Origin of the sequence: Rhodovulum sp. DZ06, from assembly GCF_050586345.1 — a bacterium.
GTDB lineage: Bacteria > Pseudomonadota > Alphaproteobacteria > Rhodobacterales > Rhodobacteraceae > JBOCEF01.
Window position 1 is genome coordinate 1 of record NZ_JBOCEF010000052.1, and the last position, 19,935, is coordinate 19,935.

Annotated in this window: 14 protein-coding genes; 4 read left to right on the forward strand and 10 right to left on the reverse strand. The window is 71.7% G+C overall.

Translation table 11 applies throughout. From position 1 onward, the window contains the following. From ACQ5SO_RS18140 to carB, 5 genes are all read right to left on the reverse strand, one after another. Positions 1-1,581: ATP phosphoribosyltransferase regulatory subunit (locus tag ACQ5SO_RS18140; RefSeq protein WP_430943051.1), on the reverse strand; the 1,581-nt coding region annotated here is incomplete at its 3' end. 5 nt (positions 1,582-1,586) lie between these two features. Beyond that, positions 1,587-3,086 carry a histidine--tRNA ligase gene (gene hisS / locus ACQ5SO_RS18145; RefSeq protein WP_430943052.1) on the reverse strand — a complete coding sequence of 500 codons (1,500 nt, stop codon included), beginning with the start codon at positions 3,084-3,086 and terminating at the stop codon, positions 1,587-1,589. A 152-nt stretch (positions 3,087-3,238) separates the two neighbouring features. Further along, positions 3,239-3,844, reverse strand: coding sequence for a hypothetical protein (locus ACQ5SO_RS18150; RefSeq protein ID WP_430943053.1), 606 nt, complete (start codon positions 3,842-3,844; stop codon positions 3,239-3,241). Beyond that, the gene (locus ACQ5SO_RS18155) at positions 3,841-4,284 is read right to left on the reverse strand and encodes a DUF1489 family protein (protein WP_430943054.1); all 444 of its coding nucleotides are present in this window, start codon (positions 4,282-4,284) and stop codon (positions 3,841-3,843) included. Before ACQ5SO_RS18155 ends, ACQ5SO_RS18150 begins: the two co-directional genes overlap by 4 nt. A gap of 438 nt (positions 4,285-4,722) precedes the next feature. Beyond that, positions 4,723-7,983 (reverse strand): carbamoyl-phosphate synthase large subunit, encoded by a 3,261-nt coding sequence (gene carB / locus ACQ5SO_RS18160; RefSeq protein ID WP_430943055.1) that lies wholly within the window; start codon positions 7,981-7,983, stop codon positions 4,723-4,725. A 440-nt stretch (positions 7,984-8,423) separates the two neighbouring features. On the opposite strand from carB, the gene ACQ5SO_RS18165 reads away from it, so the two are divergent. Both ACQ5SO_RS18165 and ACQ5SO_RS18170 read left to right on the forward strand, forming a co-directional pair. Further along, entirely contained in the window at positions 8,424-10,172 is a 1,749-nt protein-coding gene (locus ACQ5SO_RS18165; protein ID WP_430943056.1) for a monovalent cation:proton antiporter-2 (CPA2) family protein, read from the forward strand. A gap of 213 nt (positions 10,173-10,385) precedes the next feature. Next, the gene (locus tag ACQ5SO_RS18170; RefSeq protein ID WP_430943057.1) at positions 10,386-10,856 is read left to right on the forward strand and encodes a hypothetical protein; all 471 of its coding nucleotides are present in this window, start codon (positions 10,386-10,388) and stop codon (positions 10,854-10,856) included. 82 nt (positions 10,857-10,938) lie between these two features. Here the strand turns inward: ACQ5SO_RS18170 and ACQ5SO_RS18175 are convergent, their stop codons facing one another. After that, on the reverse strand, positions 10,939-11,775 hold the full coding sequence (locus ACQ5SO_RS18175) for a universal stress protein (RefSeq protein WP_430943058.1): 837 nt from the start codon (positions 11,773-11,775) through the stop codon (positions 10,939-10,941). 391 nt (positions 11,776-12,166) lie between these two features. Here ACQ5SO_RS18175 and rpsD point away from each other — a divergent pair, with 391 nt between their 5' ends. Continuing rightward, on the forward strand, positions 12,167-12,787 hold the full coding sequence (rpsD, locus tag ACQ5SO_RS18180) for a 30S ribosomal protein S4 (RefSeq protein ID WP_430943059.1): 621 nt from the start codon (positions 12,167-12,169) through the stop codon (positions 12,785-12,787). A 500-nt stretch (positions 12,788-13,287) separates the two neighbouring features. On the opposite strand, the gene ACQ5SO_RS18185 is transcribed toward rpsD, so the two are convergent. Then, a complete protein-coding gene (locus ACQ5SO_RS18185; RefSeq protein ID WP_430943060.1) occupies positions 13,288-13,986 on the reverse strand; it encodes a hypothetical protein in 699 nt (232 codons plus the stop codon). A gap of 254 nt (positions 13,987-14,240) precedes the next feature. Between ACQ5SO_RS18185 and ACQ5SO_RS18190 the strand changes: the two genes are divergently transcribed. Further along, positions 14,241-15,848, forward strand: a complete 1,608-nt coding sequence (locus ACQ5SO_RS18190; protein WP_430943061.1) for a bifunctional metallophosphatase/5'-nucleotidase — start codon at positions 14,241-14,243, stop codon at positions 15,846-15,848. Positions 15,849-16,345: 497 nt separating this feature from the next. Here ACQ5SO_RS18190 and ACQ5SO_RS18195 read toward each other — a convergent pair whose 3' ends face one another. The 3 genes from ACQ5SO_RS18195 to ACQ5SO_RS18205 form a co-directional block, all read right to left on the reverse strand. Beyond that, the gene (locus ACQ5SO_RS18195; RefSeq protein WP_430943062.1) at positions 16,346-17,134 is read right to left on the reverse strand and encodes an enoyl-CoA hydratase-related protein; all 789 of its coding nucleotides are present in this window, start codon (positions 17,132-17,134) and stop codon (positions 16,346-16,348) included. Positions 17,135-17,391: 257 nt separating this feature from the next. Beyond that, entirely contained in the window at positions 17,392-17,868 is a 477-nt protein-coding gene (locus tag ACQ5SO_RS18200) for a cytochrome c-type biogenesis protein (protein ID WP_430943063.1), read from the reverse strand. Between the two features lie 5 nt (positions 17,869-17,873). Further along, on the reverse strand, positions 17,874-19,865 hold the full coding sequence (locus ACQ5SO_RS18205) for a heme lyase CcmF/NrfE family subunit (RefSeq protein WP_430943064.1): 1,992 nt from the start codon (positions 19,863-19,865) through the stop codon (positions 17,874-17,876). Positions 19,866-19,935 lie beyond the last annotated feature (70 nt).

The following is a 19,935-nucleotide window of genomic DNA, read 5'->3' on the forward strand; positions in this document are numbered from 1 at the left end:
AGGGGGGGGGGGGGGGGGGGGGTCCAACAACACGAGGGGGGGGGGGGGGGGGGAGGGGGGGGGGGGGGGAGGGAAGACGCCGGGGGGGGGGGGGGGCCCCCCCCCCCCCCCCCAGCCCGGGATCTTCTCATGCACGAGGTCCGTGCCGGTGACGCCGAGATCGATGCGCCCGGCGGCCAGTTCCCGCGGGATTTCCCCGGCCGAGAGCAGCACCAGGTCCACGCCCTCGATGCCGCTGACCTTGCCTGAATATTCGCGGGACGAGGCCGCGCCCTCGATCGAGACGCCGCGGGCGGCGAACCAGTCGATCGTCGCCTCGCGCAGGCGGCCCTTGGAGGGCACGCCCAGCCGCAGCCGCGCCGCGGTCGGCGCGTGCACCGCGGGCGCCGCGGGGGCGGGGGCCGCAAGCCCCAGACGCGCGGCCAGCATCGCCTCGGGGCGCACCGCGCCGCCGACCGCCGCCAGCCCCTGGCCCTCGGCCCCGAGGCCGAGCCGCACGGTCAGCGCGTCATACCGCCCGCCGCCGCCGAGGGGCGGCAGGTGCGGCGCATCCGGCGCGCGGAATTCGAAGGTGAAGCCGTCGTAATACTCCAGCGCCCGCCCGAAGGAGGCGTCGAAGGGCAGCGCATCGGCGTCGATCCCGCGGGCCTTCAGCGCGGCGAGGCGGCGGGCCATCCGCTCCATCGCCGGGGCGACGGCGCCCGCCAGCGCGGCGGGGGCGTCGGCGCAAAGGGCGCGCATCCGCTCCAGCGCCTCGGCGGAGGGGCCCTTCACGGCCAGCAGCGCCTCGACGAACGCAATCTCGGCGGCGGGCAGGGGGGCGGCGTCGGCGTCTTCCAGGATCTCCGCCGCGCGGGCGGCGATCTCCTCGGGGCCGCGCAGACCGGCCTCGGGGGCGGCGGCGGCGATATGGGCGGCCAGCGCCTCATCGCCTGCGCGCGCGGCGGCGAGGAGCGCGGCGCGCGCCTCGGTCGGGGCCTGCGCCTCGGCGCCGTAGCTCTCGAGCAGCTGGCGGAACCGCTCCGGGCGCCATAGGTGGCGGCGCAGCATCGCCTTGCGCCGGTCGCAGATCGCCAGCCCCGCGATGGCCGAGCGCGCGATGGACATGTCGCCCGTCGCCACGTCGAGCGCCCCGCATTCGGCCAGCGCCCCGGCGATCAGCGCGAAGATCTCGGCATCCGCCTCCATCTTGTCCGCGTCGCCGAGCGCCTCGACGCCCGCCTGCAGGAACTCGGTCGGGCGCAGGGAGCCCGGGGCCTGCCGCCGCCAGACGGTGCCGCAATAGGCGTAGCGGGCCGGGGCCTCGGCATCGCGCGACCGGTGGAGGAGCGCGACCGGCGCGGTGAATTCGGGGCGCAGGATCAGGTCCCCGTCCACCGGGTCCTCGGTCACGAAGGCGCGGGCGCGCAGGTCCTCGCCATAGAGGTCCAGCAAGAGGTCCGCGGGCTGCAGCGCCGCCGGCTCCACGTCCTCGGCCCCGTGGGCGGCGAAATGCGCGCGCAGACGCTCCGTCTCGGCCGAGAGATCGGCCAGCCGTTCGCCAAGTCGGCCATGGGCCAGGTACGCGCGCGCCGGGGACATGTCGCTTATCCTTCGCTGCCGCCCGCGGCGCGGGCGATCATCTTCTGCACTTCTTCCACGAGGTTTTCGCGCGGGATCTCGACCTGCGCGGGCTGGGCCTTCCAGTCCTCGTGCGTCTCGATATTCGCCGCAAGCCGGGCGCCGAGGGCGAGGTCCTTCAGCTGCACCACCCCGCGCGCCTTCTCCTCCGACCCCTCGATCACGGCGACGGGAGAGTTGCGCTTGTCGGCGTATTTCAGCTGCTTGCCCATGTTGCCGCCGCCGAGGAACGCCTCGGCGCGGATGCCCGCGCGGCGCAGCTCGGTCGCCATCGCAAGGCTGTCGGCAACGCGGTCCTTGTCCATCACCGTGACCACGACCGGCCCCGCGGAATGGTCGGACATGCGCCCCGAGGCGGCCAGCGCCGCCAGCAGCCGGTCGACGCCCACGGACACGCCCGTGGCGGGCACGACCTGCCCGGTGAAGCGCTTCACCAGGTCGTCATAGCGCCCGCCGCCGGCGACCGAGCCGAACTGGCGCGGGCGGCCCTTCTCGTCCTTGATCTCGAAGGTCAGCTCGGCCTCGTAGACCGGGCCGGTGTAATAGCCGAGGCCGCGCACGACCGAGGGGTCCAGGATGATCCGGTCCTCGCCATAGCCCTGCGCGTCCAGCAGCGTGGCGATGGTCTCGAGCTCATCGACCCCCGCACCGCCCTGTTCGCTGTCGCCGACGAGGGCGCGCAGGGCGGCGACGGTGGCCGCGTTGCTCTCGCGCCGGGCCAGCAGGAAGGAGACCACGCGGTCGGCCTGCTCGGGTTCCAGCCCCTCGCCCTTGATGAAGGCGCCCGAGGCGTCCTTGCGGCCCTCGCCCAACAGCTCGCGCACGCCCGCCTCGCCGACCTTGTCGAACTTGTCGATGGTGCGCAGGATCCCGGCCATCGCCTCTTCGCCCGCATCGTCCGAGACGACGGCTTCCAGCAGACCGTTGAGGACCTTGCGGTTGTTGATGCGGATCACGTAGTCGCCGCGCGGAATGCCCGCGGCTTCCAGCGCGTCGGCCAGCATGGCGCAGATCTCGGCGTCCGCCGCCGGGGAGGCCACGCCCACGGTGTCCGCGTCGCACTGGGTGAACTGGCGGAAGCGGCCGGGCCCGGGCTTCTCGTTGCGCCAGACGGGGCCGACGGCGTAGCGCCGGTAGGGGCTGGGCAGGTCATTGCGGTGCTGCGCCGCGACGCGCGCCAGCGGCGCGGTCAGGTCATAGCGCAGCGCCAGCCAGCCCTCGTCATCGTCTTCCCAGGCGAAGACGCCCTCGTTCGGGCGGTCCACGTCGGGGAGGAACTTGCCGAGGGCCTCGACCGTCTCGACGGCGCTGGTCTCGAGCGCGTCGAAGCCGTAGCGGCGGTAGACCTCGGTGATGCGCGAGAGCATTTCGTTGCGCGCGGCGATCTCCGCGTCGAACACGTCGCGGAAGCCGCGCGGGGTCGCCGCCTTGGGGCGCCGGGGCTTGCCCTTCTTGTCCTTGGCCATGTCGGGGTCCTCGCGCCGGGAATATGGGTCCGGCGGGGTGATAGCGGCTCGGGGCAGGCGGGGCAAGGCGGGCAGGGGGCGCGGGGGGGCGAAATCGCCGTGATGGGCGGGTTTTCGCGCGGCGGCGCGGCCCGGGGCGGGGCCTGCGGCCCTCAGCGCGCCTCGGGCGCGGGGCCGATGCTCGCCGCCTCGGCGCCGGTCAGGGCGAGGGCGTCGAGGAGCTCGGCGGCGCATTGCGGCGGGGCCGAGCCGAAATCGAGCCGCAGCCGCACGCCGGTGCGCATCGGCTCGGGGTCCGAGAGCGAATGCACGGCGCCCAGCAGCTCGGGCGCTTCCTCGATCATCCGCGGCTGCATCCATTCGAGGAACCACAGCCGCAGCGGCGCCCAGGCGAAGCCGTCGGGATCGCCGCGCAGCAGCAGCTCCGCCGCCTGCCACTGGAACGGCGCGGCCGAAAGCTGGAACTCGCCCGCCGTCACGCCGCTGGGGCGCGGATCGAGCCCGGGATCGAGCGGGGTGTCGACGCGCGGATGCGCCACGCCCCCGCCAGCGGTCGCGACCTCGAGGTCGCGGCGGAACGGCAGGTGCAGGCGCGGGGTGCGCATCAGCCGGCCGTCGGCGTGGCGGGCCAGCGGCTCGGGCGTCACGTCGGCGCCGCGGTCGAGGAACCGCGCCGTGCGTTGCAGAAGGTCCGCCGCGTGCATGTCGCGCAGCGGGGTCAGCCGCTTGTCGGCCCAGGCGAGTCCCGTCGCGCTCATGCCACCACCCCGAGGTCCGAGAGGGCGGCGAGCAGCTCCGCGGGCGCGTCCTCGGCCCCCTTGCCGCCCTCGGCGAGGTCCGCGGGCGCGTCGCCGGGCTTGAGGTAGCGCCAGCCCTGGAACGGGCGGCGGGGGCTGGGTTCCGTGCGGATGATCTCGGGGTCGAGCACGATGTTGCAGGCCTGCACCCCGTCCTCGCGGGTCGTCTCCTCGAGGGCGATGATCCGCTGCCGGGCCAGGATCATGCCCTGGAACACCCAGTAGAGCGAGCCGCCGTCCAGCACCTCGTCGGCCCGCCTGGGGCGCATCCGGGTGGTGTGCGCGGGCGGGCGGCCGGTGGACAGGCGCCGGGCCTCCTGCCAGGCGCGCAGGTCCTCGGGGCCCTGCGCGCCGACGCAGAGCTTGACGATGTGAAGCGGAGAGGCGGCGGCGTCCGGCACGGGGTCAGCGGCTCGTCTTCGGCGGGGCGGCGGGGCTGGGGAAAGCGACGCACGCACGATGAAACGGGAACGCGCCCGGGAAGGGCGCCTCTGCGCCCCCGCCTGCGATCGCGCGGGACGGGGTGGGGCGACGGCGCGCAAAATTCCTTTGCAGAGTCGTCATTAACGACTTCAGCACGTGGGGGCGAAGGGTGCAACCGGCTATCAGGGTTGATGCGGACATGACCGATCCACGCCCCGGGACGGCGCGCGGCGGGGGCGCGGCGGGGGCGCGGGAGCTGTGTTCATTGCCCCATAAAACAAACGCCTGGGCCGCGGACTTCATGCAATGCACGAGGAAGGGCCGGGCGCCGCGCCGGCCCCGATATGCAAGGGGGCGGGACGGGCGTTCGGCCCGTCCCGCCCCCGGGCGGTCTCTGGAATGGGGGCGCGGCGGCCTCAGCGGCGCGCGGCGTAGCTCTGCAGCGGGGCCACTTCCAGCGCCCCGGCCTGGCGGTCGCGGATCGCGCGCGCGGCGGCGCGGGCCCCGGCGGCGGTGGTGTAGTAGGGGATCCGCCCGTGCAGCGCGGCCGAGCGCAGGTCCTTGCTGTCGGCCACGGACTGCGCGCCCTCGGTGGTGTTGAACACCAGCCCCACCTTGCCGTCCTTCATCAGGTCGACGATGTTCGGCCGCCCCTCGTACACCTTCTTCACCGTGGTCACGGCGACGCCGTTGGCGGTCAGGTGCTTCGCGGTGCCCGCGGTCGCGAGGATCTCGAAGCCCAGATCGGCGAGGATCCGCGCGGCGTCCAGCATCACCTCCTTGTCCGCGTCGCGGACCGAGACGAACACCTTGCCGCCCTCGGGCAGGGTCACGCCCGCGCCCATCTGGGACTTCAGGAAGGCGCGGTCGAAGCTGGCGTCGATGCCCATCACCTCGCCGGTCGAGCGCATTTCCGGGCCGAGCAGCGTGTCGACGCCCGGGAAGCGGGCGAAGGGCAGCACGGCTTCCTTCACCGCCATGTGGGGCGTGTCGGGGCTGCGCAGGTCGTCCGCCACGGCGTCCATCTTCTCGCCCGCCATCACCCGCGCGGCGACGGCCGCGACCGGCGAGCCGGTGGCCTTGGCGACGAACGGCACGGTGCGCGACGCGCGCGGGTTGACCTCGAGCACGTAGATCTCGGTCCCCTTGATCGCGAACTGGACGTTCATCAGGCCCTTCACGCCGAGCGCGAGCGCCATCTTCTCGGTCTGGCGCTTGAGCTCGTCGATCATCTCGCGCGACAGCGAGTAGGGCGGCAGCGAGCAGGCGCTGTCGCCCGAATGGACGCCCGCCTCCTCGATATGCTCCATCACGCCCGCGACATGCACGCTCTCGCCGTCGCAGATCGCGTCCACGTCGACCTCGGTTGCGCCCGACAGGTACCCGTCGATCAGCACCGGGCTGTCGCCCGAGACCACCACCGCCTCGCGGATGTAGCGGTCGAGCTGGGCGTCGTCGCGCACGATCTCCATCGCCCGCCCGCCGAGGACGTAGGACGGCCGGATCACGACCGGGTAGCCGATGGCCTGGGTGACCGCGAAGGCCTCCTTGTCCGAATGGGCGATGCCGTTCGGCGGCTGCTTGAGGTTGAGATCGTTGAGCAGCTTCTGGAACCGCTCGCGGTCCTCGGCCAGGTCGATCGCGTCGGGCGAGGTGCCGAGGATCGGGATCCCGGCCTTCTCCAGCGCCTCGGCCAGCTTCAGCGGGGTCTGGCCGCCGAACTGCACGATCACGCCGTGCAGCGTGCCCGCGCGCTTCTCGGTCTCGAGGATCTCGAGCACGGTCTCGGCGGTCAGCGGTTCGAAGTAGAGCCGGTCCGAGGTGTCGTAGTCGGTCGACACGGTCTCGGGGTTGCAGTTGACCATGATGGTCTCATAGCCCGCATCGGTCAGCGCGAAGCAGGCGTGGCAGCAGCAATAGTCGAACTCGATGCCCTGGCCGATCCGGTTCGGGCCGCCGCCGAGAATGGCGATCTTCTTGGCATTGGACGGCCGCGCCTCGCACTCGACCGCGCCCATCGTCTCGGCCTCGTAGGTCGAATACATGTAGGGCGTCTGGGCCTCGAACTCGGCCGCGCAGGTGTCGATGCGCTTGAACACCGGCCGCACGCCAAGGCCCTGGCGCGCGGCGCGCACCTCGTCCTCGGTCTTGCCGGTCAGCTTGCCCAGCCGGGCGTCGCCGAAGCCGTACATCTTCAGCCGGCGCATCCCCGCCTCGTCGCCCGGCAGGCCGGATGCGGCGATGCCCGCCTCGATGTCCACGATCTCCCGCAGGCGGGCGAGGAACCAGGGATCCCAGGAGGTGATGGCCTGGATCTCGTCGTTCGAAAGCCCCTCGCGCATCGCCTGGGCGATCACGCGGAGCCGGTCCGGGGTCTGCTGCGACAGCGCCGCGGTCAGCGCGCGGCGCCGCTCGTCCGCGCTCGCATCCGCCTCGCAGAAGCTGATCTCGTCGAGCCCGTCGAGACCCGTCTCCATGGAGCGCAGGGCCTTCTGGAGCGATTCGTGGAAGGTCCGGCCGATGGCCATCGCCTCGCCCACCGATTTCATCGCCGTCGTCAGCTCGGGCTTGGAGCCGGGGAACTTCTCGAAGGCGAAGCGGGGGATCTTGGTGACGACGTAGTCGATGGTCGGCTCGAAGCTCGCCGGGGTCACCTTGGTGATGTCGTTGTCGAGCTCGTCGAGCGTGTAGCCCACGGCCAGCTTCGCGGCGATCTTGGCGATCGGGAAGCCGGTGGCCTTGGAGGCCAGCGCCGAGGAGCGCGACACGCGCGGGTTCATCTCGATCACCACGATGCGGCCGGTGTCGGGATGGATCGCGAACTGCACGTTCGACCCGCCCGTCTCCACGCCGATCTCGCGCAGCACCGCGATGCTGGCGGTGCGGAGCATCTGGTACTCCTTGTCCGTCAGGGTCAGCGCGGGGGCGACGGTGATCGAATCGCCGGTGTGGACGCCCATCGGGTCCATGTTCTCGATCGAGCAGATGATGATAGCGTTGTCCGCCTTGTCGCGGACCACCTCCATCTCGAACTCCTTCCAGCCGAGCAGCGACTCGTCGATCAGGATCTGGGAGACGGGCGAGGCGTCGAGGCCGGACTTGCAGATCCGCTCGTAATCATCGCGGTTATAGGCCACGCCGCCGCCGGTGCCTCCGAGGGTGAAGGCGGGGCGGATGATCGCCGGAAGGCCCACGTGCTCGAGCGCGTCCATGCATTCCTGCATGGTCTCGGCGATGGTCGCCTTGGGGTTCTCGAGGCCGATGCGGTCCATCGCCTCGCGGAACAGCTTGCGGTCCTCGGCCATCTCGATGGCCTTGCGATCGGCGCCGATGAGTTCCACGTTGAACTTCTCAAGCACGCCGTCATCGTCGAGGGCCAGCGCGGTGTTCAGCGCGGTCTGGCCGCCCATGGTCGGCAGGAGCGCGTCCGGGCGCTCCTTCTCGATGATCCGGGCCACGACCTCGGGGGTGATCGGCTCCACGTAAGTGGCGTCCGCGAGGCCCGGGTCCGTCATGATGGTGGCGGGGTTGGAGTTCACCAGGATGACCCGGTAGCCCTCTTCGCGCAGCGCCTTGCAGGCCTGGGCCCCGGAATAGTCGAACTCGCAGGCCTGGCCGATGACGATCGGGCCGGCGCCGATGATCATGATCGAGGAGATGTCGTCGCGCTTGGGCATGTCGGCTCCGGGTCTTGAGGTCGGCGTGCGCCCGGGCGGCCGCGTCGCGCGAGGAGGGGCGCGGGGCGGCTGGGGGCGCGAAGGGATGAGCAGGGCGAAATCGCGCGAGTTATAGCGGCGCGCGCGCGCGGCGCAAGGCGGGTGCGGCGGGATTCGCGACGAATGGCGCAGGTTTCGGCGTGGCGGCGGGGGCGTGGCGGGGGCTGCCGCCCCCGAGCCCCCGCTCGAGGGGGCGGCGCCCCCTCGATCTCCCCCGACACGCATCTGTCGCGATGTGGCGCGACGGCCGCGCACGGGGCAGGGCGAATGGACGCGGGCGGGCCGCCCGGTGCAATTGGCTGCAAGTGCGCACTACCGCTCGGCAAGGTCAGGCCCCTATAACCATGGGGCGGGGCCGCCATCCGGGCGGCCCGCAGGCAGGCGCGACCGACGGAGGCATCATGGCGGCGAGCGGAGAGCTGACTTTCCTGGCGGACGCCGCCGTCTTCCTCGGGGCCGCCGTGCTGGCGGTGCCGGTGTTCAAGCGCCTCGGCCTCGGCTCGGTCATCGGCTATCTCGCCGCGGGCGCCCTCATCGGCCCCTCGGGCGTCGCGCTGGTGCCGGACCCGGCCACGGTGATGCATGTCGCCGAATTCGGCGTGGTGCTGCTGCTCTTCGTCATCGGCCTGGAATTGCGCCCCGCCCGCCTCTGGCGGCTGAGGATGGAGATCTTCGGCCTCGGCCTTCTCCAGGTCGCGGTCACCGGCGTGCTGCTGGTCGGGGCCTTCATGCTGATGGGCATGTCCGAGCGCGCCAGCATCGCCGCGGGCATGGCGCTGGCGCTCAGCTCCACCGCCTTCGCGATCCAGCTCTTGCGCGAGAAGGGCGACCTCACGCGTCCCTTCGGCGACCGGGCCTTCTCGATCCTGCTGTTCCAGGACCTCGCCATCGTGCCGCTGCTGGCGCTGGTCGCCTTCCTCGCGCCCGGGGAAGGGGGCGCGATGAACTGGACCGACCTCGCCATCGCCGTGGCCGCCGTGGCGGGGCTGCTGCTGGTGGGCCGGTACCTGCTGCCGCATATCTTCGGCGTGGTGGCGCGGGCGAGGGCGGACGAGATCTTCACCGCCTCGGCGCTCCTCGTGGTCATCGGCGCGTCCCTCCTGATGGACGCGGTGGGGCTGTCGATGGCGACGGGCGCGTTCCTCGCCGGCGTACTGCTGGCGGAGACGGAGTTCCGCCACCAGCTCGAATCGGACATCGAGCCGTTCCGCGGCCTGCTGCTCGGCCTCTTCTTCATGTCCTTCGGCATGACCCTCGACTGGGCCGTGGTGGCGGAGGCCTGGTGGATCGTGATCGGCGGGGCGCTGGGGCTCTTCGCCCTCAAGATCGGCGTGCTCTGGGGGCTGTGCCGCATGTTCGGCTCGTCCTCCTCCGACGCGCTCAGGATCGGCGCCTACCTGGGGCAGGGGGGCGAGTTCGCCTTCGTGCTGTTCGGCGCCGCCGTCGTCGGGGGCGTGATGGCGCCGGACGAACGCTCGCTCCTGTCGGCGGTGGTCACCCTGTCGATGGCGCTGACGCCGCTGGCGCTGATGGCCTCGGCCCGCATGGCCCGCGGCGAAGACGACGACGCCGAGGGCATGACCCCCGCCAAGGACGCCCCCGGCGGCAGCCAGGTGCTGGTCGCGGGCTTCGGCCGCGTCGGCCAGGTGGTGGCGCGGGTGATGCGGATGCGCGGCTACTCGGTCACCCTGATCGACAACTCGCCCCGCCGCATCCGCATGGCCGGCACCTTCGGGGCCAAGGTCTATTACGGCGACGCGCGGCGCATCGACGTGCTGCGCTCCGCGGGGGCCGAGAAGGCGGACATGATCTTCCTGTGCATCGACGACCGGGACGGCGCCCGCGCCGCGGTCGAGCGCCTGCGCCACCGCTTCCCCGACGCGATCCTGCTGGCCGACACCTATGACCGGTTCTCGCAGCTCGAGCTGTTCGACGCCGGCGCCCACGAGGTGGTGCGCGAGACCTTCGAGAGCGCGGTGAAGCTCGCCCGCCTCGGGCTCGAGCGGATGGGCGACGGCGACGTGGCGGACGAGCTGATCGAGGAGTTCCGCCGCGCCGATGCCGAGCGCACCCGGCTCGAGCGCGAGATCGGCGCCCAGGCGGCGCTGGAGAAGCTGCGCGACAAGTACTCGCTCAACGATCCGTTCTGACGGGGCGCCCTGGGCGCCCCGGGCGGGCGGCGAGACGCATTCCCTTCAGGAGGAGTTCACCCGGGCGCCGCTGGTTTCAGCGGCGCCTGCGTTCATGTTGCATTCGCGTGACTCAATCGCGGTATGCTGCACTGCACCTAATACTTTGGTCGGAGATATTAACCTCCTTGTGCTCTTCTGTTTCACAGATCGGTGAAGCGATGGAGGCGACGCATGGACGGCATCCTCACGGCCCTGGCGGTCTGGCTGGCAAGCCACTCCGCCTACCCGGCGACCGAGCACCCCTTGCCCGAACTGGTGCTGCTGACCCCCGAGGGGCTGACGGCCGAGGCGTATACGGACGCCCCGCGCATGATCCCCGAGGGCGGCGTGGATGACCGGATCAACGCGCTCTACGCCATCGAGGACGGGGCGAACGGCGTGATCTACGCCCTCGCCCCGCAATTCGTGGACGGGGCCGAGCATTTCGACGACCCCGCCGACAACCCCGCCTTCCGCGAGATCATCCTGCACGAGCTGGTCCACCACGCCCAGTCGATGACCGGCGAATACGGCCGGATGCAGTGCCGCGCGCAGGGCGAGAGGGACGCCTACCTGATCGGCGGGCGCTACCTGAAATCGCGCCACGCCCGCGACCCGCTGCCCAACCGCAATTTCTGGGCGCATGTCTACAGCCGCTGCTGAACGGAAAACGGCCCCTCCCCGGGACAGGGGGAGGGGCCGCGCATCGAACCCTGATCGGGCGGGCGTCCTGAACGGGCGGGCGTCAGTGCGACATCAGCACCGGCACCTTGGAGCGGCGCAGGACCTCTTTCGTCACGCCGCCGATCAGTTCCTCGGTGAACTTGGAGTGCTCGTAGGCGCCCATGATCAGCAAGCCCGCGTCCTTCTCGTCGACCATGTCGAGGATCGCGCCCGAGATGCCGCCGCCGTTGCGCGGCACGTTCTTCCAGTCGGTCATCACGCCGTGGCGCGCCAGGTGCGCGACCACGTCCATGCCCTCGCGGCGCTTGGACGCCTCGCCGTCGCCGACCGTCAGCACGGTGACGATGGACTTGTTCTCCATCATCGGCATCGCGTCGGCCATGGCCACCGCCGCCGCGCGCCCGCCGTCCCAGGCCAGGACCGCGTGCCCGTTCATGCCCGCCGGGTCGAACCCGTTCGGCACGATCAGCACCGGGCGGCCCGAGCGCAGGGCGATGGTGTCGGGATGCGGGCACAGGTGCGCCGTCTCGGCGTCGCTCTCGTACTGGCCCATGACCACGATGTCGTAGAAGCGGGCGGCCTGCATCAGGCTCTCGTCCGCGTCGCCGCCGAGATCGAACCAGTGGTACTTGCCCGGCCGGTCCTTCTCGGCCTGCGCCACGCCCGCGCGGAAGCCGGCGGCGATCTTGTCGCGCATCGCCACCTCGTTCTCGCGGATCGATTCCAGCAGGTCCGGCGTCACCCAGGGCCCGAGGGCGACCGACATGCGGCTGGGCCCGTGGCTCAGCACCCCGGTCAGGTGGGCGTCGTATTTCTCGGCCATCTTCAGGGCCACGCGCAGGGCGGCTTCGGAGGACGGCAGGCCATTGTAGGACAGCAGGATGTTCTTGATGGTCATCTCTCGGATCTCCCTTTCGGCCGCGGCTTCAGGCGGCCGGTCGGCGTGTTTTTCGACGTTGACCATCGCGCGGCGCAGATCGGTGCGCTTTGATCCAAGTCATCCCTGAAACGGAATTTCGGAATTTCGGATGCGGGAGAGCGCGGGACGGGGCGCGGGGCCCGGATCTCGCGCTGAATCGCCCGCCCCGCCGTTGACTTCCGCCCCCGCCCATGTCACACGCCGCCATCGCTTCGCGCGGGGAAGTTCTCCGGCGGGGCGTTCGGCGTCCGCGGCGCCGCGCCCGGGCCGGGTTCTCCCGGCGGCGCGACGGCCCTGTCGCCCCGGTCCCAAGGGACGGGGGAAAGGAGGGCGCCGGTCCATGAAGATATGAGCAAAGGGAGCGGGAGCGATGACCAAGCGCACCTCCGCCAAGTACAAGATCGACCGCCGCATGGGCGAGAACATCTGGGGCCGTCCGAAGTCCCCGGTGAACCGCCGCGAGTACGGCCCCGGCCAGCACGGCCAGCGCCGCAAGGGCAAGATGTCCGACTTCGGCACCCAGCTGCGCGCCAAGCAGAAGCTGAAGGGCTATTACGGCGACCTGACCGAGAAGCAGTTCCGCCGCATCTACGCCGAGGCCGAGCGCCTGCGCGGCGACACCGGCGAAGCGCTCATCGGCCTGCTGGAGCGCCGCCTCGACGCGGTCGTCTACCGCGCCAAGTTCGTGCCGACCGTCTTCGCCGCCCGCCAGTTCGTCAACCACGGCCACGTGCTGGTGAACGGCAAGCGCGTGAACATCCCCTCCTACCAGGTGAAAGAGGGCGACGTGATCGAGGTCCGCGAGAAGTCCAAGCAGATGGAACTCGTGATGGCCGCCCAGCAGTCGGCCGAGCGCGACACCCCCGAGTATCTCGAGGTCGACGGCTCCAAGCTGACCGCGCGCTTCATCCGCACCCCGTCCCTGTCGGACGTGCCCTACCCGGTGCAGATGGAACCGAACCTCGTGGTCGAGTTCTACGCGAAGAACTGATCCTGGCCGCGGCGGGCACGCCCCGCCGCGCCGATCGCCTTCGCCGATCCACGACACGCACAGGAAAACCCCGCCCGGCGCGCGCCGGGCGGGGTTTTTCGTGTCTGCGGGTTTGCAACTGCGGCAGCGGGAGGCGGGAGGCGGGAGGCCGGAGGCGGGAGAGAGCAGGGCGCGCACCGCCCCGCCGGGCGCGCACGCAAAAATGCGGGCCGCGGCGTCAGCTTCCGCGGCCCGCTGCAGGCGGGGATCAGGTCTGCGGCGCCCGCCCCCAGACGGGGGCCGCGTCCCGGCGCGGTAATTGCGCCGCCCGCCTTGCCGCGCGCGAAGCTGGATGACGAGGTCCCCGCGCGCAGGTCTGAAATGCTCCTGTCGGGCGGGCCGCCGCGGCGGTCGTCGCCCTGTCTGAAAATCTGCGCCCCGAGGGCGGGGAGGGCTGCGACGGCGCCGGACCGCGCCGCCGCGCCTCCCCCCCCGGGGGGCTGCGCAATGCCCCGGGGCGATCAGCCCCGGCGGCCGCGCAGCCGCGCCGCGCCCAGCGCCGCCAATCCCCCGGCCAGCAGGGGGAAGGCGGCCGGGACCGGCACGTCCTGTGAGAGCGCGGCCGAAAGGCCGCCGCCCAGCGTCACGATATCGGCCATGCCCTTGCCCAGCTGGGTCAGGCGTGCGCCGCCCTGGCCGTCGGGGCTGGCGACATAGACCGCCGAGAGGCCCGCGGACCCCTCGAAGGCGAAGCTCAGCGCCAGCGGCGCGTCGGGCACGCCGTCCAGCAGCACGCCGTCCGAGCAGCACGCCCACCAGGTGAAGGACCCGCGCATCGCGGCGCCGTCGAATTCGCCGTCATCATCCGAGGCCGCGACCGAGGCGCCCTCGAGATGCCCCGAGACCCGCAGCTCGGTCCGCCCCGGCGTGCCGTCGCGCGGGGCGTCGAGCAGCAGCCCGACCGACACCGCGCCGGACCCGCTGGTGGCGCTCTCGAGGAAGAAGAACACCGCCGCGTCGCTGCGCGCCAGGTCCACCGGCGTGTTGGCGGAGCCCGAGACATAGGTGTGGCCGTAGAATTCGGCCGAGGACCCGTCGAACTGGAAGGCGGTGACGAAGGCCGTCTCGCCATTCGCCGAGGCCGTATACACCGCGCCCGCGGCGGGCGTGGCGAAGGCGGTGGCCGCCGTGATGGCGGCGCGTGCGATCAGCGATTTCATCCGTCCGGCTCCATGTTCCTGTCCGTTGGGATAGAAGATGCACGCGGATGGATTTTGTTTAAATGTCTATCAAACTTAACAAAATTGGTTAAAGCGTGAACGCGCGGGCGGGAGGGCGCGCGGCCCCCCGCGCCCGGGCCCCGCGCGCGGGCGCCGCTCTCGGCCCCGTGAACCGGGCGCCGCGACGCAGCGGCAAGCTTGATTTCGCGCGGATACGTGTTTTTGATCATCCGGTCCAACCTTGGAGGTTTTCGATGATCCTTTCCTCGACGTCCCTGCGCGCCCTTCTGGGCGGCGCCGCCGGTCTCGCCCTCACGGCCGGCGCCGCGGCGGCCGACTATTCGATCACCATTCTGCACACCAACGATTTCCACGCCCGGTTCGAGCCGATCAGCAAGTATGACAGCGGCTGCAAGGCGGAAGACAACGACGCCGGCAAGTGCTTCGGCGGCTCGGCCCGGCTGATCACCGCGGTGAAGGCGGCGCGCGCCGAGAACCCGAACTCGCTGCTCGTCGATGGCGGCGACCAGTTCCAGGGCACGCTCTACTACACCTATTACAAGGGCAAGGCGGCGGCCGAGATGATGACCGCCATCGGCTATGAAGCGATGACCGTGGGCAACCACGAATTCGACGACGGCCCCGAGGTGCTGGCCGGGTTCATGGAGGCGGTGGGCTTCCCGGTGCTGATGTCGAACGCCGACGTGTCGCGCGAGCCGGCGCTGGCGGGCAAGCTGATGCCCTCCACCATCATCGAGAAGGACGGCGAGAAGATCGGCCTGATCGGCCTGACCCCGGAAGACACGGATGAGCTCGCCAGCCCCGGCAAGAACATCACCTTCCAGGACCCGGCCGACGCGGTGGCGCGCGAGGTCGCGAAGCTCGAGGCCGAGGGGGTTAACAAGATCATCGTCCTGTCGCACTCGGGCTACAGCGTCGACCTCGCGGTCGCGGCATCGGTCGCGGGCGTCGACGTGATCGTCGGCGGGCACTCCAACACCTACCTGTCGAACACCTCCGACCGCGCCGAGGGCCCGTACCCGACCATGGTCACCGGCCCCGACGGCGGCCAGACCGCCGTCGTCTCGGCCTATGCCTATGGCAAGTTCCTCGGCGAGCTGGACGTGACCTTCGACGACGCGGGCAAGATCAAGACCGCGGTGGGCGAGCCGCTGATCATGGACGCCTCGGTGGCCGAGGATCCGCAGATCAAGGGGCGGCTGGAGCAGCTGGCCGAACCGCTGGACGAGATCCGCTCGAAGGTCGTGGCGGCGACCGAGATGCCGATCGGCGGCGACCGCGCGGTGTGCCGCGCCCAGGTCTGCGAGATGGGCGTGCTGGTGGCCGACGCGATGCTGGCGCGGGTGAAGTCCCAGGGCATCGACATGGCGATCACCAATGGCGGCGGGCTGCGCGCGTCCATCGACGCGGGCGAGATCACCATGGGCGAGGTTCTGACGGTGCTGCCGTTCCAGAACACGCTGGCGACGTTCAAGCTTTCGGGCGCGGGCGTGCTGGCGGCGCTGGAGAACGGCGCGAGCCAGATGGAAGAGGGCGCGGGCCGTTTCGCGCAGGTCGCGGGGCTGAAATTCACCATCGACCCGTCGGCCGAGGCCGGCGCGCGCATCTCGGACGTGTTCGTGGAGATGGACGGGGCCTGGACGCCGCTGGACCTCGAATACGAGTACGGCGTGGTGTCGAACAACTACATGCGCTCGGGCGGCGACGGCTACAAGATCTTCGCCACCGACGGCAAGGACGCCTATGATTACGGGCCGGCGCTGGACGAGGTGGTGGCCGCTTACCTCGCCGACAACGCGCCCTACACGCCTTACGTGGACGACCGCATCACCGTGAAGTGACGCGCGAGACCCGCGATGGATCGAGGGGGCCGCCGGGGAACCGGCGGCCCCTTTCGCATGGGCCGGGCGGCATGGGGGGCGTGGCAGGCTTGGCGGGCGTGTCCGGCGGCTCAGGGGGGCCATGCCCCCCCGTTCGCCGCCGGAGCGGCGCGGGGCGCCGCGGGCGCCGGGGGGCTTGCGGAACGCTCGCATTTCTTGCGGTGCAAAAATGTGTTGTGCGCCGCAGCGAGGGTGGTTAACTTTGTCGCAACGACCGGGCCTTGAAAGGCCCGATGCAGCCGGAGGAAGCCATGCTCGCCCGCACCGTGTTCGCCGCCCTCGTGACGCTCGGCGTCATCGTCTCCCAGGCGCAGGCGACGGGACTGGGCGCGCCGAAGCCCCAGCAGATGGCGCAGCTGGCGGCGGAGTGACGCCCCTGGGCCGCCCGGCCGCATCAATGCCCGGCACGAATAAGCCGCCCCGGATCCGGGGCGGCTTTTTCGTCTCCGGGGGGCGGTTCAGCGCCCCTCGAATTCCGGCGCGCGGTTCTCCCCGAGGGCCAGCACCGCCTCCTTGAAATCGCGGCTGCGGCCCAGCTCGGCCTGCATCCGCGCCTCGGTCTCGAGCTGCGCGCCGAGCGTGCTCTCCATCGCTTCGCGCATGGCATGGCGCATCGCCACGAAGCCTTCGCGCGGGCCGTTCGCCAGCTGCGCGGCGCGGGCATGGGCGCGCGAGAGAAGCTCGGCATCCGGCACGGCGCGCCAGATCAGCCCCCAGGATTCGGCGGTCTCGGCGCGGATCGGCTCCGAGAACAGCGCCATGCCCATGGCGCGGGCCGGGCCGACCAGCCGCGGCAGCCACCACGATCCGCCGACGTCGGGGATCAGGCCGAGCTGGCCCGCGGCCTCCATGAACAGGGCGGATTCGGCGGCGAAGACCACGTCGCAATGAAGCGCGAGATGCATCCCCGCGCCCGCCGCGTCGCCGTTGACCGCGGCGACCACGGGCAGGGGGACGTCCCGCATCTCCTTCAGCAGGGGCGTGTATTCCTCGCGCAGGGTGCGCCCGAGGTCGAGTTCGCGCAGGTTGCGCCCCTCGCCCATGTCCTGGCCCGCGCAGAAGCTGTCGCCCGCGCCGGTCAGCAGGATCGCGCGGCCGTATTCGGCGGCGTGGTGGAAGGCATGGGCGAGGTCCGAGCGCATCTGCGCGTCGATGGCGTTGCGCGCGTCGGGGCGCGAGAGGGCGATGGTGACCACGCCCTGGTCGTCGGCGGCGCAGGAGAGGGTGCGGTAGCGGGGCGGGTGCATGGCGGGTCTCCGGCGGGGCGGGTGAGGGAGGCGGGTGACGGGCGCGGGCAGGGGGCGCGGGACGGCGCCCCCGGCATTGCGGCCCGCTGCGTCCAAGATGGGGGCCGGGCCGGGCGAAGGAAAGGGCGACGTCGCGTCCTCCTTCTCCGCCGCCGGATCCGCGCCCGGCGCCGCAGGCGCCTCCGCCGCCGAGCGGGGGCCCGCCCCCCCGAGGCGGCGGACGCCCCCGGCGCGGGTCCTGGCGCGGGTCCCGGCGCTCAGTCCTGCTTCAGCAGGGCGTCGAGCCGCGCCTTTTCCTCGTCCGACAGCGGCGCGGCGGCGGCCTTCGGCGCGCCCTCGGGGCGCGAGCGGCGGATGGTCACCCAGGCCGCCAGCCCGCCCAGCCCCAGCAGCGCCGGGGCGGCCAGCCACAGCGCCAGGTTGCCCGCCGAGAAGCTGGGCTTGAGCAGCACGTATTCGCCATAGCGGTCGGTGAGGTAGGTCACCACCTCCTCGTCCGTGTCGCCGGCCACGAGGCGTTCGCGGATCACCAGCCGCAGGTCGCCCGCGACCCCGGCATTGGAATCGTCGATGCTCTCGTTGCGGCAGACGGGGCAGCGGATCTCCTTCGAGATCTCCCGCGCCCGGGCCTCCAGCGCCGGGTCGTCCAGCATCTCGCCGGGCTGCACCGCGAGGGCGGGGGCCGCCAGCGCGGCGGCCAGCGCCGCGCCGAGGACCAGGGATCGCTTCGCCATCACGCTCACTCCGCCGGGGCCGCGGCGGCGGGGGCCGCGCGGCGTTTCGCGGCGGCGCCCACGCGCCAGCGCCGGTCCGAGAGCGAGAAGATCCCGCCCGCCGCCATCACCAGGCAGCCGATCCAGATCCAGGCCGCGAAGGGTTTGACATAGATGCGCACCGCCCAGGCGGGCTCGGCCCCCTGCTGGCGGTCGCCAAGCACGATGTAGAGGTCCCGCGTCAGCGACTCGTCCAGCGCCGCCTCGGTCGTGGGCATCCGCTGCACCGGGTAGACGCGCTTCTCGGCCCGCATCACGCCGATGGTCTCGCCATCCTTCATCGCGGTGAAGACGCCGGTCTGCGCCTCCCAGTTCGGGCCCTTCTCGCGCTCCACCGTCTCGAGGCGGAACTCGTAGCCGCCGAGCGCCTGCACGTCCCCGGGCTTCATCACGCCGATATGCTCCACCTCCCAGGCCGTCAGCGCCGAGATGCCGAACACCGTCAGCCCGAAGCCCGCATGGGCGATGGTCTTGCCCCAGTCGGCCCGGGGCAGGTTGCGCAGGCGGCGCAGCGTCTCCGCGGCCGGGGCGCGGCCCGCCTTGCACCGCTCCAGCACCTCCCAGAGCGCGCCGAACACCAGCCAGGCCGCCAGCCCGAGGCCCACCGGCGCCATCGCCGAGCGCCCGGTCTGCAGCGCGAAGACCAGCGCCGCCACCGCGAAGGCCAGCGCCAGCGCGGGGGCCATCTTGCGCACCGTCGCGCCGAGCTTCGCGCGCTTCCACGGCATCGCCGCCCCGATCGGCAGGATCGCGGCGAGGACCACCATGAAGGGGGTGAAGGCCATCTCGAAGAACGGCGCGCCGACGCTGATCTTCTCGCCGTCGATCGCCTCGCGCACCATCGGGGCCATGGTGCCGACGAAGACCACCGCGGCGGCCACCGACAGCAGCAGGTTGTTGAGGACCAGCGCGCTTTCGCGGCTCACCACCTGGAAGGCGCCGCTGGCGCGCAGCTGCGGCGCGCGCCAGGCGTAGAGCGTGAAGGCCCCGCCGACCGAGGCGATCAGCATCCCGAGGATGAACACGCCGCGCGTCGGGTCCGACGCGAAGGCGTGGACCGAGGTCAGCAGCCCCGAGCGCACGATGAAGGTGCCGGCGAGCGAGAGCGAGAACGCCACGATGGCCAGCAGGATGGTCCAGGATTTCAGCGTGTCGCGTTTCTCCACCACGATCGCGCAATGCAGCAGCGCGGCGGCGGCGAGCCAGGGCATGAAGCTGGCGTTCTCGACCGGGTCCCAGAACCACCAGCCGCCCCAGCCAAGCTCGTAATACGCCCAGTAGGAGCCGAGCGCGATGCCGACGGTCAGCGCCATCCACGCCCCCAGCGCCCAGGGCCGCACCCAGCGCGCCCAGGCCGCGTCCACGCGCCCCTCGATCAGCGCCGCGGCGGCGAAGCTGAAGGTCATCGAAAGGCCGACATAGCCCAGGTACAGGAAGGGCGGGTGGAAGGCGAGGCCCGGATCCTGCAGCAGCGGGTTCAGGTCCTTGCCGTCCAGCGGCGGAAACTCCAGCCGGATGAACGGGTTGGAGGTGAAGAGCATGAAGGCCAGGAAGCTCGCCCCGATCATCCCCTGCACCGCCAGCGCCCGCGCCTTCAGCCCCGCGGGCAGCTCGCGCCCGAACCAGGTCAGCATCGCGCCGAACAGCGACAGGATCAGCACCCACAGCAGCAGCGAGCCCTCGTGGTTCCCCCACACCCCCGACACCTTGTAGAGCATCGGCTTGGCCGAGTGGCTGTGCGCCGCCACCAGCTTGATCGAGAAGTCCGAGGTCACGAAGCCCACGGTCAGCGCGCCGAAGGCGAAGGCCACCAGCGCGAATTGCAGGTTCGCGGCGGGCGACGCGCTGCGCATCCAGTCCGACCAGCCCTTCTGCGCGCCGATCAGCGGCGCGGTGGACTGGAAGAGAGAGATCAGGAAGGCGAGGATCAGGGCCAGGTGGCCGAGCTCGGCGGTCATGGGGGCGGCGCTCTCCCGGGCGTGGTGGGGCGCGGAAGGGATGTCCCGCGCGCGGGCCGCAGTTTTACGC

Excerpts from the sequence above, each read along its gene's own strand:
- hisS (WP_430943052.1), bottom strand. The coding sequence starts at position 3,086 with ATGGCCAAGGACAAGAAGGGCAAGCCCCGGCGCCCCAAGGCGGCGACC.
- ACQ5SO_RS18150 (WP_430943053.1), bottom strand. The coding sequence starts at position 3,844 with ATGAGCGCGACGGGACTCGCCTGGGCCGACAAGCGGCTGACCCCGCTG.
- carB (WP_430943055.1), bottom strand. The coding sequence starts at position 7,983 with ATGCCCAAGCGCGACGACATCTCCTCGATCATGATCATCGGCGCCGGC.
- ACQ5SO_RS18165 (WP_430943056.1), top strand. The coding sequence starts at position 8,424 with ATGGCGGCGAGCGGAGAGCTGACTTTCCTGGCGGACGCCGCCGTCTTC.
- ACQ5SO_RS18170 (WP_430943057.1), top strand. The coding sequence starts at position 10,386 with ATGGACGGCATCCTCACGGCCCTGGCGGTCTGGCTGGCAAGCCACTCC.
- ACQ5SO_RS18175 (WP_430943058.1), bottom strand. The coding sequence starts at position 11,775 with ATGACCATCAAGAACATCCTGCTGTCCTACAATGGCCTGCCGTCCTCC.
- rpsD (WP_430943059.1), top strand. The coding sequence starts at position 12,167 with ATGACCAAGCGCACCTCCGCCAAGTACAAGATCGACCGCCGCATGGGC.
- ACQ5SO_RS18185 (WP_430943060.1), bottom strand. The coding sequence starts at position 13,986 with ATGAAATCGCTGATCGCACGCGCCGCCATCACGGCGGCCACCGCCTTC.
- ACQ5SO_RS18190 (WP_430943061.1), top strand. The coding sequence starts at position 14,241 with ATGATCCTTTCCTCGACGTCCCTGCGCGCCCTTCTGGGCGGCGCCGCC.
- ACQ5SO_RS18195 (WP_430943062.1), bottom strand. The coding sequence starts at position 17,134 with ATGCACCCGCCCCGCTACCGCACCCTCTCCTGCGCCGCCGACGACCAG.
- ACQ5SO_RS18200 (WP_430943063.1), bottom strand. The coding sequence starts at position 17,868 with ATGGCGAAGCGATCCCTGGTCCTCGGCGCGGCGCTGGCCGCCGCGCTG.
- ACQ5SO_RS18205 (WP_430943064.1), bottom strand. The coding sequence starts at position 19,865 with ATGACCGCCGAGCTCGGCCACCTGGCCCTGATCCTCGCCTTCCTGATC.